The organism is Pseudomonas sp. FW305-3-2-15-E-TSA4 (assembly GCF_058787295.1).
This window is the reverse complement of the sequence record NZ_JBYSZP010000010.1, coordinates 139,441-152,437: the sequence shown is the minus strand read 5'-3', so window position 1 is coordinate 152,437 and position 12,997 is coordinate 139,441. Positions and strand designations below refer to the sequence as shown.

16 protein-coding genes are annotated in these 12,997 nt (G+C 59.5%); 3 read left to right on the top strand and 13 right to left on the bottom strand.

The genetic code is table 11. The features are described 5' to 3' along the window. Positions 1-14: 14 nt before the first annotated feature. The 4 genes from AC3WMV_RS15700 to AC3WMV_RS15685 are packed head-to-tail and all read right to left on the bottom strand — an operon-like array spanning position 15 to position 4,880. On the bottom strand, positions 15-1,127 hold the full coding sequence (locus tag AC3WMV_RS15700; RefSeq protein WP_103367936.1) for a phage late control D family protein: 1,113 nt from the start codon (positions 1,125-1,127) through the stop codon (positions 15-17). Continuing rightward, entirely contained in the window at positions 1,115-1,321 is a 207-nt protein-coding gene (locus AC3WMV_RS15695) for a tail protein X (RefSeq protein WP_103367935.1), read from the bottom strand. The genes AC3WMV_RS15700 and AC3WMV_RS15695 overlap by 13 nt, the downstream gene beginning before the upstream one ends. Further along, positions 1,321-2,202, bottom strand: a complete 882-nt coding sequence (locus tag AC3WMV_RS15690) for a phage tail protein (RefSeq protein WP_103367934.1) — start codon at positions 2,200-2,202, stop codon at positions 1,321-1,323. The genes AC3WMV_RS15695 and AC3WMV_RS15690 overlap by 1 nt, the downstream gene beginning before the upstream one ends. Further along, positions 2,202-4,880 carry a phage tail tape measure protein gene (locus AC3WMV_RS15685; RefSeq protein WP_103367933.1) on the bottom strand — a complete coding sequence of 893 codons (2,679 nt, stop codon included), beginning with the start codon at positions 4,878-4,880 and terminating at the stop codon, positions 2,202-2,204. The genes AC3WMV_RS15690 and AC3WMV_RS15685 overlap by 1 nt, the downstream gene beginning before the upstream one ends. Positions 4,881-4,895: 15 nt before the next feature. Here AC3WMV_RS15685 and AC3WMV_RS15680 point away from each other — a divergent pair, with 15 nt between their 5' ends. Next, positions 4,896-5,162 carry a hypothetical protein gene (locus AC3WMV_RS15680; protein ID WP_103367932.1) on the top strand — a complete coding sequence of 89 codons (267 nt, stop codon included), beginning with the start codon at positions 4,896-4,898 and terminating at the stop codon, positions 5,160-5,162. A gap of 35 nt (positions 5,163-5,197) precedes the next feature. On the opposite strand, the gene AC3WMV_RS15675 is transcribed toward AC3WMV_RS15680, so the two are convergent. Then, positions 5,198-5,539: a phage tail assembly protein gene (locus tag AC3WMV_RS15675; RefSeq protein ID WP_103367931.1), complete on the bottom strand. Its 342-nt coding sequence runs from the start codon at positions 5,537-5,539 to the stop codon at positions 5,198-5,200. Positions 5,540-5,696: 157 nt separating this feature from the next. Between AC3WMV_RS15675 and AC3WMV_RS15670 the strand changes: the two genes are divergently transcribed. Beyond that, complete coding sequence (locus tag AC3WMV_RS15670) at positions 5,697-5,981, top strand: hypothetical protein (protein WP_103367930.1); 285 nt, start codon at positions 5,697-5,699, stop codon at positions 5,979-5,981. Positions 5,982-6,026: 45 nt separating this feature from the next. Here the strand turns inward: AC3WMV_RS15670 and AC3WMV_RS15665 are convergent, their stop codons facing one another. The 8 genes from AC3WMV_RS15665 to AC3WMV_RS15630 are packed head-to-tail and all read right to left on the bottom strand — an operon-like array spanning position 6,027 to position 11,525. Next, positions 6,027-6,551 carry a phage major tail tube protein gene (locus tag AC3WMV_RS15665; protein ID WP_103367929.1) on the bottom strand — a complete coding sequence of 175 codons (525 nt, stop codon included), beginning with the start codon at positions 6,549-6,551 and terminating at the stop codon, positions 6,027-6,029. Continuing rightward, the gene (locus AC3WMV_RS15660; RefSeq protein WP_103367928.1) at positions 6,551-7,975 is read right to left on the bottom strand and encodes a phage tail sheath subtilisin-like domain-containing protein; all 1,425 of its coding nucleotides are present in this window, start codon (positions 7,973-7,975) and stop codon (positions 6,551-6,553) included. Before AC3WMV_RS15660 ends, AC3WMV_RS15665 begins: the two co-directional genes overlap by 1 nt. Positions 7,976-7,981: 6 nt before the next feature. Next, on the bottom strand, positions 7,982-8,215 hold the full coding sequence (locus tag AC3WMV_RS15655; RefSeq protein ID WP_103367927.1) for a hypothetical protein: 234 nt from the start codon (positions 8,213-8,215) through the stop codon (positions 7,982-7,984). Then, positions 8,212-8,700, bottom strand: coding sequence for a Gp37 family protein (locus AC3WMV_RS15650; protein WP_103367926.1), 489 nt, complete (start codon positions 8,698-8,700; stop codon positions 8,212-8,214). Before AC3WMV_RS15650 ends, AC3WMV_RS15655 begins: the two co-directional genes overlap by 4 nt. Further along, positions 8,700-9,131 carry a gp436 family protein gene (locus AC3WMV_RS15645; protein ID WP_103367925.1) on the bottom strand — a complete coding sequence of 144 codons (432 nt, stop codon included), beginning with the start codon at positions 9,129-9,131 and terminating at the stop codon, positions 8,700-8,702. Before AC3WMV_RS15645 ends, AC3WMV_RS15650 begins: the two co-directional genes overlap by 1 nt. 3 nt (positions 9,132-9,134) lie before the next feature. Further along, positions 9,135-10,115, bottom strand: coding sequence for a major capsid protein (locus tag AC3WMV_RS15640; RefSeq protein WP_103367924.1), 981 nt, complete (start codon positions 10,113-10,115; stop codon positions 9,135-9,137). Positions 10,116-10,128: 13 nt separating this feature from the next. Further along, on the bottom strand, positions 10,129-10,497 hold the full coding sequence (locus AC3WMV_RS15635; protein WP_103367923.1) for a head decoration protein: 369 nt from the start codon (positions 10,495-10,497) through the stop codon (positions 10,129-10,131). An 8-nt stretch (positions 10,498-10,505) separates the two neighbouring features. Next, entirely contained in the window at positions 10,506-11,525 is a 1,020-nt protein-coding gene (locus AC3WMV_RS15630) for a phage protease (RefSeq protein ID WP_103367922.1), read from the bottom strand. A gap of 172 nt (positions 11,526-11,697) precedes the next feature. On the opposite strand from AC3WMV_RS15630, the gene AC3WMV_RS15625 reads away from it, so the two are divergent. Continuing rightward, positions 11,698-12,996: an RES family NAD+ phosphorylase gene (locus AC3WMV_RS15625; RefSeq protein ID WP_103367947.1), complete on the top strand. Its 1,299-nt coding sequence runs from the start codon at positions 11,698-11,700 to the stop codon at positions 12,994-12,996. Position 12,997 lies beyond the last annotated feature (1 nt).

The window sequence follows — 12,997 nt, the reverse complement described above, 5'->3', positions numbered from 1 at the left end:
TCTGTTCCCCATGGTCAAGCCACTGTTTCGTTTTGAATGCCGTAAGTCGAAAGCGCCAGATCCGGCTTGATCTTGTCGGCCGTCAGCCCGATTGAGGGCGCCGAAACGCGGCAGGTTGACGGTTCCACGGTATAGCCGCCGCTCCTGGTCATTCGGTGCTGCGACGAGTTAATGAGGTAATTGCCGCCCAACATGCCGGCCGCGACCAAGGTAACGACGCTCCCGCTGAAGAGGTTGGGCCGGCCCATTGATGACCAACTTCCGGTTGTCCTCTCACGGTTCGCCTTGGCAATTTCAGCCTTGGCCTTCGCTTTGGCTTCATCCTCGGACGCGCTGCGTTTGCGGCTCTTTTTTGTATCGCCGCTGGTCGTGCTTTTACCCACACTGCTGGGCACGGCAACTGTTTCCCCGTTCTCCATTTTGTAAGCGACCAGTTTCTTTTTCTTCGGGTCTTTGTGCTTGACCTCTACGGCCTGCGGGATGTCTTTGATTTGATCCTGCAGACTTATGCGGCTCAGATCTCCGAGGGCAAAGCTGGCAACCGGCGCGGCCTTGGCGAGTTCACTGATTGCGTGGAAGACCAGGCGCGAACCGGTCACCTTGAAGGCGTAGTCGTATTCCCCGGCAAGATCGCGCAGAAACTCCAGATCGGAGTTTTGCTGGGTCAGCCGGTCGAGCTTGATCGGCTCGATGCTGCCCACCAGCTCCAGCCCTTGGCGTACGGCGATTTGCTTGGCAACGGCGTCCAGCGTTGTGTTCTCGTAAGCCCGGTGTTCCGTTGTTCGCAGGGAGGCTTTGATGCCCGTGGCCAGGCCTTCTATGGTCACCGTGAACGGCGGGCCATTGAGTTCCACCCGGTCAATTTCAAATCGGCCGACTGTCCGCAGCGGCTGGCCCTCCCAGCCGATGGCCAGGCTCAGAGAATCGCCGTGGCCGGGGTACCAGGCGTCACGCCATTTGCCCTCGGAGTCCTCCAGTTCGACCGAAAGGCTGTCAGCCTGGCCGGTGAGGAAGTCCGTGTAGGTCAGCGACAGCAGATGCACGCTGACATTGCGGGTGATGTTGCTCTGCTGGTAACTGAGGACGAAACGCGCCTCGGGCACCTGAGAGGGACTTATCGCATCCATGGCGGCAGATCCTCTGCAGAAGGTATCGGTTCAAGAACCGGAATCGCCAAGGTCAGACCGGCGGGTAACTCAGCGGTGATCGGAATGTGAGGGTTCGCCTCAATGATTGGAATGTATCGGTGCGCATCGCCGTAGTAATGCCACGCCAACTGATCCCAGCGCTGCCCCTCGGTCGTAGTGTGCGGAATGAACATCATGCCCTCCGGGTGAGTACTTGCGCCGCCAAGCCCGAAAGCCGGGCGCTGGCGCCGCTCATCTTCGTGAATGCTTGATCGAGCGAATCTTTGGAGGCAGAGAAACGCTCGACGATGTTACCCAGGTCGACCGGGTTGAGGCTCGATCTGGCGCCCATAACTCCGCCCAGCACATCTTCGCCGAGCCGTGATAGATCGGCGCCGTCTTTCAGCAAGCCGGCCATGTCTTTCAGTCCCTGCAGCGGCTCGATGGCTCGCGCCGTGACGCCGAGCAATTGGGGCACTTGGCCAAGGATCATTGAGGGGTTTCCGCTTTTGACGGTTTCGTAGAGGTTCTGCCCGGCCTTCAAAATGTTGCCGGCGGTTTTGGCGTGGCCCAGCACCATCTGCGTCGTACTGGGCGACGGCATCAAGCGCGAGAGCAGCCCCGGTGTTCCAGCGCCGGCTGCGGCGGTGCCGGTTACGGCGGGATCGAGTAGCCCAGGCCGGGCAACCTTGCGGGTGAAGGCGCCGGTGTATTCCTTGAGGTTGAGCTGAACCGTGGCGGCCTGTACTTGGCCGACGCCCGTTGCGCGGCGCGTCGTCTTACCCATGTTGCAGATGACGTAGGGGCCAAGGTATTCGCCGCTGCCCATGACAAAGGCCAAGGGTTCGTGCTTGCTTTTGGCAAGGCGCAAAGCCTGCAGGCGCGCCTCGGGGTCTCCCAGAAGCGGGTGCAGCTCAATCGTCAGGTTGCATCCATCCAGCCCTTCGCCAATCCATTCCAGCAGCGGCTTACCTTGGATGCGGGCATGTTCGGCCCAATCGGCAGACCCGCTCTGTTCCATGCCAGTGATGCCGCCGGCAACGGTGAATTCGATGTCCCCCAAGATGGCAAACATTAAGCGGTTACCTCATCTGAAGCGCCGTAACTCAGGCGGCGCTTATCTCGTACAAAGCGCTCCATCATTCGCATCCACTCGGCGTAACTGGCCTGCAAACCCTGATTGATTTGATCCATGCCGGCGCCTGCCGGAACGTTGATCTGAGGGGAGAATGTAAAATGCATTTGCCCGCCGGCACCGCCGGGGCCGCCGCCCAATTGGCCGGCGCCAACGGGCGCCATCATCCCGGCTCTGGAAACATCCATTGGATTTGGCGGGGCCATGTCAACGCCGGTCTGTCCGGCCATGCCAAGCGCGGCTTCCCGAACAAGGCCCGCCTGCGAGCTGATGCCAATGGCGGCGCCTTCGCTGATATTTGCGCCGTACCCGATGAACACCCGGCTAGGCGACTGGATGCCAAGTTTCTCCGTGAACCAGCCCTGAATGGACGAGCCGATGCCCAACACGCTTTCCCTCAGCGCGCCGGCCATGTTGGTAATGCCATTGACCAGGCCGGTCACGATCATCCCGCCGAACTCGGAAAATTTGCCGGGTAACTCAAAACCGAAGTAATTCATCACGGCGGCGAACGCCCGGTAGAACAGTCCCACCGGGGAGAAATTGAGCAGCGTTTGTGCAATGCCGGATATTCCGCCGCTGAAACCCTCTTTGATCTCGGCCCACAAGCCGCTCACAAAGGTCTTGATCGGCCCCCAGTAGCGGTAGATCAGGAAGGCCGCGACCGCGATGCCGGTGATGGCCAGCCCGATTGGGTTCATCAGCAGCGCTCGGCCGATCCACAGCACGGCCTGACCGACAAGGCGTAAGCCGGTAAGGAGTTGGCCACCTAATGCCTTGCCCAGCATCATGCTGCCACGCGCCAACCATGCAGCGCCACGGCCGGCTGCGCTAAGCGCCGAGCGAAGATCGTTCAGGGCCGCCCGGCCAAGCCAACTGGCGCCACGGGCGACAGCGCCGAGTCCCGAGCGCAGATCGTTCAGCACCGCACGGCCTAACCAACTGGCGGCTCGTCCTGCGGCGCGCATTCCTTGTGCGCCTTTGCTGAGGCCGTTGATCAGCGGGGCGAATTTTCCGCCGTGCCACGCGGCCTGTAAAAGCGTCCACTTGGACGACAACGCTGTCATGGCGGTTTTCATGGCCACGAATGGCGACAGCACCAGGTTGGCCCCATAGGCCACGCCGATAAATGCCATCTTGCCAACGAGCAAGCCGCCGACAAGTCCAACGACGCCCTTGATCAACTCGGGGTTTTCGCCCGCCCAAGTAGAAAACGAACGCATCAGCGGAACGACAGCGCGGCTAACGTCCACGATGGCCGGCAATAACGCGTTGCCAACTGAAATGCCGATGTCGGCCAGGTTGTTGCGCAGTTCCTTGAGCTGTTCTTTCGAGCTGCCCATACGCTTTGCCCAGTCTTGATCGAGCACGCCTTTATCGGCCGCATCCTTGCTGCCGTCCTTGATGCCGCCGAGATCCTTCTGATTTGCCAGCGCCGGGCGCACGAAAGACAACACCTGCTGGTCGGCAAACAGCTCGCCGAGCTTGTAGGCCTCATCGAGCCGGCTGAGTGCCGTCTCGCGTTCTTTCTGATCCTTGATGTCCAGCGCTTTGCTATAGGCGGCGGCAGCGGCCGGGCCCTTGGTGCCCAGATGTTTGGTCAGAATCTTGATCATGGCTTCGGCGGGAGAAAGCCCCTCGCTGACCAGGTTCTTCATGCTGCCTTTTAGATCGATGCCGGCCTTCTCAAACGCCTTGATCGTTTCGGGCGCGGTGAGTTTGGAAAGGAAGTTCTTGAAGTTGTTGGCCGCCTCGTCGTTGGTGCCCGCGCCACGGCGGGCGATCTGCAGGGAGGCGCCGATTTCGGCGACGGCGCGCTCGCCCGTGATGCCCAGCGCGGCAAACTGTGGCGTCAGTTGGGGCAGCCATTTGGCCATGTCCGCAAGTTCGAACTGGCCGCTTTTGCCGGCAAACGCCAGCATGTTCATGGAGCGCTCGAGTCCGGCTGCGCCGATGCCGAGGTTGTCATTGAGCGCGATGGCCACCGACCCGAGATCGTTCATACTTGCCCGCGTTGCAGTCGCCGTTTTGGCCATTACGGGGGCATAGGCTTCCAGCTCCTTGACGTTTGAAATACCGCCGGCAATTAACACGGCGGTGCCCTTGGCCACGTCGGATTGAGTCTGGTTCCACCTCAGCGCGGCCCCGCGCATGACATCGCTGAGGCCTTTCTCCTGCGCCTCATCGAAGCCGCCAGTGATGGCGATATCGCGGGTCTGGTCTTGGAACTCGATAGCCGTGCGCATCGACTGCACAATGGGGGCGCCAAGCGCCGCGCCTGTACCGGCCACTTCCAACGCCTGCCCGCGCAGTTCGCCGCGTTTGTTTTTGAGTGTTTCGCCACGCGCAATGCTCGCGGTAAGGCGGTCTTGCTTGACCTTCAGTTGGTCGATTGAACGACCCACCAGGTCGTATTGCCGGCGTAGCCGCTCAACGCCCGTACCGCCCCTTGCGAGGGCGGCGGAGAGTTCGGTGCCGATGAGTTTTTGCTTTGCGGTGAGGCCGTCAGTAGCGCGGCCGAGCTGCTGTACGGTCGATTTAGCCGAGCCGAAAGCGGCGCTGAGGCTGCCGGAAACGACGGCGCCGATCTTTAGTCCAACCAGTACTTCGTTAGCCATAAAGTTTGCTACGCTATGGGCATGTTTGAAAAAGCCGCTCTACGCACCGCCAATTTTCTGTATGCACTGGCCATCGGCGCCGGTGTGATTGGTCTCGCCTGGCTTTGCCTGGCTCACCTGCCGTTGTGGGCTGCGGTCGTCGTGTTCTGCATCGGGTTGCCATTGCTGGCTTCGGTAGCCGCCCCTGTCGCAGCGGGCGGCGCTTGGTTGGCAGGGTTGGTGGCGGGTCTGGCCGCAATCATTGGCCGTTCAATCTATCGGCGAGTTCGATCCGCCGGTTGATTTCCTGCTGACACACGTCAACCCAAATCCAATACTCATCCATCGACAGCCGGCGAATCTCCGACGGCTGCATTCTCAGAATCAGTAACATCGCCGCGTCCCAAGACTGCAGCGATGTCTCCGCCGTCCACCATTTCCCGAAACACCGCTGACAGTGTTTTCGAATCGGAAACGTCCAGATCGCCCAGGTCTTCGATAGTCAAACCGGTCATCTTCGCGAAAAGAAAATCTTCCTGTGCGCCTTCGTCTTTGGGCGAGTAGCTGTGCGCAGCGGTAAGGTCTTTGCGCTTGAGGCGTTTGATAGGCAACGACGCGAGATGCGTGCCCGCTGCGGAGGTGAAGGGAAATTTGAGGGGGAGACTCAGAAAATCGGCCATGTGCGTTGCTCCAGAATAGGTTGCTCTAAAAGAGCCCTGAGCATCGCACCCGGCCGCAGCGCTGGCTTTTAATCGACTTTAAAGAGACTGCGCGTTCAGGGAAGTTGACCTACCATCTCCCTTCAACGATGTATTTTTTCCCAAGGAGCAGGTCAGCATGAGTGACAACAAAGAGCAGTTTAATGGTCTGGTCGGCAGAGTTTTGCAGCTTTTGGTGAATACCTGCCCAGTATCGACAGAGATTAATGCAGCGACTTTTGACCTCCCACAAGGGGAATATCGAGAAGGTTGGTACAACCCAAGCCCCGATGAGGAAATGCTAGAAAGCGTGCTTGTTTGGCTTGTGAAGGAGAACTTCATCAGGGGCGAAAATAGCAGTTACGTTGCTACCTTGCAGACTCTCAAACTTTACGGTTCAGTGCCTAACGCACTCGCCAGCTAAAAAAAAGGGCAGTCAACTGTAATGCTGACTGCCCTTCACTCGGCGCTAAGCCTGCCCGATGTTTTGCCTATATTTCAACAATTGATCCTGCCCGCCAACCTTGAAGATGTTGGCCAACCAATCCAGCAGGACAATCTCCTGCCCGTTCAGAACCTGACGCACGTAGGTTGCCGAGAACGGCGTTTCATACTTGGTCGGATCTCGCGGCTTGTGGCCCCCCAGTTGGTACTCCTTGCCGGTAATGGTCATCGTAGTGACCAGCGGCAACTCCTCGACGAGGCCGGCGCTGTTGAACACTTGGACGTTGTTGCGGCATTGCAACTGAACGCTTTTGAATGGTGTAACCAGTTTGCTGGCCGCTTCGTAGTACAGGCTGTTCCAGACGAACTTGCCCTCCAGCTTATCGATGCCGTCCGGCAGCTCGATCAAGCCGACCATCCCAAGCCCCTGAAAGTCGCTGGTCACGGTTTTGATGGAGCCGAGGTCGACTTCTTCCAGCTTCCCGAAAAAGCTGGCGCCGTCGAGGTAAACGTTGGCGTTGGAAATGCGGTGAGCGCTGAAGCCGGCCATTACTGTGCCCCCAGGTTGACCAGGTATTCCCCGGTGATTTCGGTTTCAAATGTGCCGCGTTCAAACGGCAGCGGAATGCCCAGCTTGTAGCTGAAAAGCACATGGCCCAGTTCCAACTCGGTTTGCGGGTTGCGAGCCGGGTCGTACCAGCACTCGCCGCCGAGCAGTGCCTCGTCGCCGATCAACTTGCGGATCAGCAGATTGACGCTTTCGGTGATGCTGGTAATCAGCGAAGTAGTCACGGGCTGGTCGACGAATTGAAGCGAGCTGTAGCGGATCGATTCGTCGATAACGTCCTTGGTACGCCGCACGTTTTCGAAGTTGCGCATGTGGGTCACGGTCGGCCAGGCTGCCGTCCGGTTGCCCCACAGGCGCAGCCCGGTGCCGAATGAGTTGAATACGGTGGTGATGCCGTTTTCGTTCAGCAGGTTGACGTCGCTCGATGCGTCATCGATCCGGGCGCTGAGCGAGCGCTCCAAACCAATGACGCCGGTCAGCTCCTGGTTGGAGCTGCTCCACCAATAGCCCTTGTCGTTATCGATCTTGGCGCGCAAGCCGGCGGCGCGAATCGACAATGGTTGCAGGCGGACGCCATCAGTCGGCGCGTCATAGACCTTTACGTGTGGGTAGCACAAACGCACCCGGTCGCTGCTGGTGTTGAAGTTGATATCGCCGGCCGGCCCGCGCCCCGCGATGACCTGCTGAACTGTGGTTCCGATTGGAGCGTCGATGTAGGCCACCCCGCCGACTTGGGTCGCGGCCGCGATCAATTCAACGCTTACCGAGTTCAGGGTGCTGTAGCCGGGCGCGATAAAAATCTTCCCGAAGTATCCCAGCAAGTTGTAACTGTCCTGGAAGGCCTTCAGGCCTGTTCGTTTGCCGGCGACGGTGACGCCGCCGATGATGTCGGCCGGCGTGACTTTGCTCGGATCGGCGTAGGCGTAATCGGCTTTGACCGGGCCGTTGACGGGGATGGTGCCGGTGGGCAAGCGCTTCGCCCGGCCGGTCAGCATATCGACCGAGTAATCGGTGCCGTTGACGTAGGTGTTGGTGCCCTCGGGAGATTTGAGGGTCAACGTCTGGAGCGCGCCGTGCTCCAGCTGCAGGAGGTCGTTGTCGTTGAATGAGCGCTCCTGTCCGGCAACGCTGGTGCGGTGGATTGCGGGATCGAGGACGTTCACGACCAGCACCGTCCCGGCGCCGAAGTCGTAAATGCCTTCGAGCGCTTCCGGGATGCTGAAGCCGGCGAGGTGCGGGCCGAACTGAGCGCCGTCGATTTCGTTCAGAGACTGGATCAGTTGATTGACTGCCCCGGTGGGCGCGGTGCCGACCAAGGCGATGACGGCGGATTTGACCACCTTGATCGGGCGCGGGCCGCGCTCGACTTCCAGCGTCTCGATACCGTGTAGATAGTTAGCGGCCATCGGGCGTTACTCCTTCTCGACTTTCTGAGGCGCGGGCGAAACCTTGGCGGCGGCTTTGGCTTCAGGCGCAAGCGGTTCCAGATGCTGAAGTTCCAGCAGCACCTGGGTGTATTCGTGGTCGGCCGGCAACTTGACGGGTTTGCCCGGCGACAATTGCACTTCCAGCAACTCTCGCTGTTCGCCAACCCGCAGAGAGGCGGCGCTCTGAGGGCCTTTGTAGAGGTAACGGGTCAGGTTCATTGCATTTCCTCAAATCGGGATTCGGTCAAAAGCGGCCCGGTTTCCGGGGCCATCAACTGCAGCTGGGTGGCGCGCGTGGCGAAGTCTTGGGCGTACTGCCAAACGCCGTTCATGTGGCCGATGAAGTGTTCGAAAACCGGGCGGCACGCTTGGTCGCAGTGCGGGGCGCGCCATCCGGTGAGGCAGGTTCGGATGCGGTCGAGATACGAAACAACGCCGTCCTTGCCGTTGAGTTGGCGGAACACCAACGTCAGCCGGAGCGTCATGCTTCGGGCCTGAAACACGGCATCCGTACTTTCTGAACCGGCAAAGGTTGATCTGCCGTAAGCCAGCAAAATCGCCCCTCGCGGATGGTTAAGTCGGTACTGGAGCGGACTTTCGGGAAACAGCTCGACCATCAGCTCTTCGCTGAAGGCGCCCCGCAGACGCTCCAGCATCGCCTCCATCAACTGCTCGGTTTGGGTTTTGGTCGGCGCCTCGCTCATCAGTAGCGCTCCCAGGTGTCCGCATCGAACCGCTGCTTGCGCACCCGGACGCGGATTTCGCCCGGCTCCGGGGCGGCGTGGCCGGTGGGCATGCCCAGCGTCACCACGCCATCGCGTATGCTTTCCAACAGCTTGATGGTGTCCTTGCGGCTGTCCTTAACCGCATCCGGCAACGCGCCCTCGGGGCGGCGCTGATAGAGCCAATGCCGCGCCAGATACACCACCGCATCCCGCAGCACGGTCGGCACCGGATCGAGCGGCAGGTTGTAACGGCCCCGAAGGTAGCCATCCACCAGCTCTTCCGCCTGCCGCACGCCGTCCTCGATCACGTTCTCGTTTGGCGACATCGCGGCCGGGTCATCGTTGGAGAGCTGAATCAGCGTCATCTCCGGGATGGCGTTGCCGATATCGGCGCGGGTGCAGTAGCGCATTGATTAACCCGCCTTCAGCTCTACCAAGGCCTCAGGAAACAGGCACATGGCCAACGGGTTCGCCTGGGCTTCCACATCCCAGCCTTTGCCCAATTTGCGCTCCTCGGCCTTGCTGTAGAACGGCTGGCCGATGGTGTTGACGGTTTCGTTGTAGTTCGCCGGGGCGTTGAACATGCGGAACACGCCACGGGCCACCGGGAACACCTGGGCGATGTCGGCCGGGATGAATCGCTGGCCGCTGACGGTGACGTCGTATTCGATGAATTCGATGCCGCCGAAGGTGAAGCCCGAGCGTACGTCGCCGCCGAGGCGATCCTGCGCCTCTTGGTAGTTGGCAAATGCGGCTTTGACCTTTTCATGGTCGATCATCGCGTCGAACCAATCCGGCCCGCATAGGGCGCGGAAGCCCGTGACCATCACGCCGCCGAGTTTGGATTCAGCAAAGCGCTTGGCGTCGAGGCAGGCCTTGCGCACGTTGGTGCCGGCATTGCTCAGCGCCACGGTGATTTTTTTCTGGCTGACTTCGAATTCTTTGAAAAGGTCGCTGATGACTTCGCCGTCCGCGTCCAGCAACTTGCCGCGAAGCGCGCCCACCCGCTGGAATTCACGGGTAGCCTCGATGCTGTTTTTCAACTCCTGCAGGTTGTCGTTGATCACGGTTGCCACGGGCGCCGTCGCGTCTTCCTGGCCGAAGGCTGCAACGCCTTGCAATTGGCTAGGAAGGATCGGCCGGTTGAGCGGCAGGTGCAGCGTTTCGAAGGTGCGGCGTTTGCGTTTGCTGCCCTTCATCGGCGCCGGATCGTCATTGCGGGAGGTGTTTGGCACAAGTACCAGGCGACCTTCGCGCTCATCAATAACCACACTGGTGCTGGTCACGCCTTTTTCGTCGAACAGCCCCATCGCGCCGACTTTGCCGGGAATTGCGGGGAGCTTGTTCACGGCGGCGGTGAGGTTGGCAACGCTGAACATGTCTTGCAGATTCATGGAGTACTCCAGATCAGAGGGCCGCACGGGCGACGATGCCCAGGGCGGTGAGTTCGTCGAGGGCGGTGGCCTTCTGCGCTTCCGTAATCCCTTCCGGCCAAGTCAGTTCGGCAAGATCGAGAACGGCGCCGCGAGAGACCACCACGCCCGGCTGGTCGCCGGCAGTTGCGTCCACGGCTTCAATCAAAACCGCCGCCGATTTTTTGGCCGCGCCGGTCCCGGCGAGGTCGACCACCTGGTACTTGCCGGAAACTTTCGCTAGCACCTGGCCGAATGCGTAATGCACTCCGCCCAGCAGCGTGACCTTGTCCTTCGTCCAGCCGGGGCAGACTTCAACCAGCAACAAGTCACCCGGATCTTTCGGTTGGTTAAACGTGGCCATGGGGCCTCCTATCGTTTGTTGCGGGCTTCGGCGTCGGCCAGCAGTGGGTTGGTGGTTTCGGGTACGGTCTTGCCGGCGCGCTGCTTGGTGGCGATTTCGGCAAAGCTCACGCCGCCGGCCAGGTCAGCGAAGATCGCCTTCAAGCCGTCAGCCAACGGCTCACGGGCGTCCTCTTCGCCGAACTCCAGCGGGGTTTCGCTGGAATCGGCGTAATCCAGCGCCGCAATCACGGCCGGGGCGTGTACCGGCTTCATGCCAGCGGCCACCAGTTTCTCGGCGAACGCGACGTTGGCCCCGTGGATGGCTTCTTGCGCGGCGGTACGGGCGGCCTTGTCGCGCTTGGCGATGTCGGCTTTCAGGCGTTTGTTCTCTGCCTCAAGGGCGGCGGGGTCTTTGTCGGACATGCTGGTTACCTCGGTGGATCGGGACGGTTCAGAGAAAGCGGGTTGATTGCCCGGCTCAGGCTGTCGGGCGATTTCGGAGAGACTGTCGATGGCCCACGACGGGGCCACCTGGTCGGCGGTTTCTTTGTCGAACTTACCGATGAGCCACTCGCGGAACCGGCGCCACATGTCTGAATTGAGTTCGTGGCCGTAGTCGCCGAACTCGACGACGCCTTCTTCGCCATCGGCCAGTTCAATCGGGCGCAGGCCTTTCACGGCCGGCGGCTGGGCGCCGAGGAAGCCGACGTGGCGCAGGTAGTACACGCCCGGAACCGGGTTGTTGGCGGCATCGGGGTGATAGAACGAGGCGGAAATTTTCTTGAAGCGCCCCTTGTCCACCAGCTCGGCAAACGCGGGGTCTACCTGCTGTGGTTCGGCGACCAGACCACTGGCTGTAGCGGTCAGCGACTTGACCCAACCGGCCGCTGGGGCGTCGTGCTTCGGGTGCCCGATGACCATCGGGGCTTCGTGCAAGGCCGGGTCATACGCGCTGACAGTGGCGGCCAAATCGGACTCGCTAAAGTCGATTCGGGCGCCGTTCATGGCGGTGTGACTGCCGGGCTTGAAGATGTGCAGTGGTTTCATGGCTGTGCGCTGCGTGGAGGTGATGCGCACAGCCTGGGCCAATGGGCGGCCCAGGACTTTTAATCGAGTTTAAAGAGTGTATTGGGGTAAATCGCGCCTTGGTTCAACAGTTCGCGGGTAAGATCATCCCGCTACGCTTTTGATCAACACAATGGGGCTATTGGGAGTTGAAATGGACGAGATACTCGAACCGATCTGCGGCGTGTGCATACATGATGACTTTCTCAGGGACAGGATATTGAAGTCAGGGGCAAGAGCCGAGTGCCTGAACTGCGGAAAGGAAAATCCATCGATCGAGCTGGACATATTAGTCAGTGGGATAGCCCAGATTCTGGTGGATACAGTTGAGATCGGTGACCTAGTAGATATTTGGGACATGGACAGGGATCGCATCAGCCACACCGAGCAACAGGGTGACCCACTGAGCTATTTCATTGGTGAGATCCTTCGGGCCGAAGATGACGACGACCCAATCATCGAGTATGTCTTGGAGAGACTGGTAAATCAGTCACCAGGTGATGAGGGTTTCTTTGACGCGGAAGCCTATACGAGAAAAAAACATCTTCCCTTTGAGGTGCAGGAAAGCTGGATCGAGTTCCGAAACGGACTCATGCATAAAAGCCGCTTCTTTAATCACAAAGCAAAAGAGTTCTTGGAATGGTTGTTTGAGGGGATCGACTCTTATCATGTGGCTGGCTTCGGTCCGGGTGTTGTTCGGATGCTGGATCCTGCTGACTGTAAGCCGATCTACCGCGCGCGCGACTGCACTCCGCCGAAAGACCACAGTGCGGTTATTTTGGCCAACCCCAGCGGCCAATTAGCTGCGCCACCAAAAGAACTAGCGCCTGCAGGTCGTATGAGTCCGGCCGGAGTGCCGGTGTTCTATGGAGCCTTCGAACGTAGAACGTGTATTGCTGAACTCAGACCTCCGGTCGGGGGCAAAGTCATCAGTGGGCAATTCAGGCTTACCAGAAAGATACGGGTGCTCGACTTCACCGCGTTGGAAGTTGCTTACGACCGAAAAATCCTGAGTTACTTTGACCCCGACTACCGTCGAAAAGTAGAACGGCGGCAGTTTCTGAAAAGCTTTCACAACATCATCAGCCACCCAGTCGTGCCCGATCAGGAGCATGAGTATCTTCAAACCCAAGTAATTGCCGAGTATCTCGCTACCCAGCACGAGCCACCTATCGAAGGCGTCATCTTTGCGTCTGCTCAAGACAAACATGAGGGAGGCAAAAACATTGTGTTCTTCTCTCAGGTCATTTCGACTGAGCCACTTCCGCCAGTTGCTGACGAAAACGGTTGGTACTCCCTAGAAAGTACGCCTGCAGTCCCAGGGATTGAGTTTGTGCCCGAGTCATTGATGGTTCACAGCATCGAACAAGTCATGGTCAAAACGAAAGACTCAAAGGTGATCGATGGCCAGCTTGAAAGTGATATCTACGATTTTTTTGAACGAGACTATTGAA

Excerpts from the sequence above, each read along its gene's own strand:
- AC3WMV_RS15655 (WP_103367927.1), bottom strand. The coding sequence starts at position 8,215 with ATGAACCTGACCCGTTACCTCTACAAAGGCCCTCAGAGCGCCGCCTCT.
- AC3WMV_RS15630 (WP_103367922.1), bottom strand. The coding sequence starts at position 11,525 with ATGAAACCACTGCACATCTTCAAGCCCGGCAGTCACACCGCCATGAAC.
- AC3WMV_RS15695 (WP_103367935.1), bottom strand. The coding sequence starts at position 1,321 with ATGTTCATTCCGCACACTACGACCGAGGGGCAGCGCTGGGATCAGTTG.
- AC3WMV_RS15625 (WP_103367947.1), top strand. The coding sequence starts at position 11,698 with ATGGACGAGATACTCGAACCGATCTGCGGCGTGTGCATACATGATGAC.
- AC3WMV_RS15650 (WP_103367926.1), bottom strand. The coding sequence starts at position 8,700 with ATGAGCGAGGCGCCGACCAAAACCCAAACCGAGCAGTTGATGGAGGCG.
- AC3WMV_RS15700 (WP_103367936.1), bottom strand. The coding sequence starts at position 1,127 with ATGGATGCGATAAGTCCCTCTCAGGTGCCCGAGGCGCGTTTCGTCCTC.
- AC3WMV_RS15670 (WP_103367930.1), top strand. The coding sequence starts at position 5,697 with ATGAGTGACAACAAAGAGCAGTTTAATGGTCTGGTCGGCAGAGTTTTG.
- AC3WMV_RS15635 (WP_103367923.1), bottom strand. The coding sequence starts at position 10,497 with ATGGCCACGTTTAACCAACCGAAAGATCCGGGTGACTTGTTGCTGGTT.
- AC3WMV_RS15690 (WP_103367934.1), bottom strand. The coding sequence starts at position 2,202 with ATGTTTGCCATCTTGGGGGACATCGAATTCACCGTTGCCGGCGGCATC.
- AC3WMV_RS15640 (WP_103367924.1), bottom strand. The coding sequence starts at position 10,115 with ATGAATCTGCAAGACATGTTCAGCGTTGCCAACCTCACCGCCGCCGTG.
- AC3WMV_RS15685 (WP_103367933.1), bottom strand. The coding sequence starts at position 4,880 with ATGGCTAACGAAGTACTGGTTGGACTAAAGATCGGCGCCGTCGTTTCC.
- AC3WMV_RS15680 (WP_103367932.1), top strand. The coding sequence starts at position 4,896 with ATGGGCATGTTTGAAAAAGCCGCTCTACGCACCGCCAATTTTCTGTAT.
- AC3WMV_RS15660 (WP_103367928.1), bottom strand. The coding sequence starts at position 7,975 with ATGGCCGCTAACTATCTACACGGTATCGAGACGCTGGAAGTCGAGCGC.
- AC3WMV_RS15645 (WP_103367925.1), bottom strand. The coding sequence starts at position 9,131 with ATGCGCTACTGCACCCGCGCCGATATCGGCAACGCCATCCCGGAGATG.
- AC3WMV_RS15665 (WP_103367929.1), bottom strand. The coding sequence starts at position 6,551 with ATGGCCGGCTTCAGCGCTCACCGCATTTCCAACGCCAACGTTTACCTC.
- AC3WMV_RS15675 (WP_103367931.1), bottom strand. The coding sequence starts at position 5,539 with ATGGCCGATTTTCTGAGTCTCCCCCTCAAATTTCCCTTCACCTCCGCA.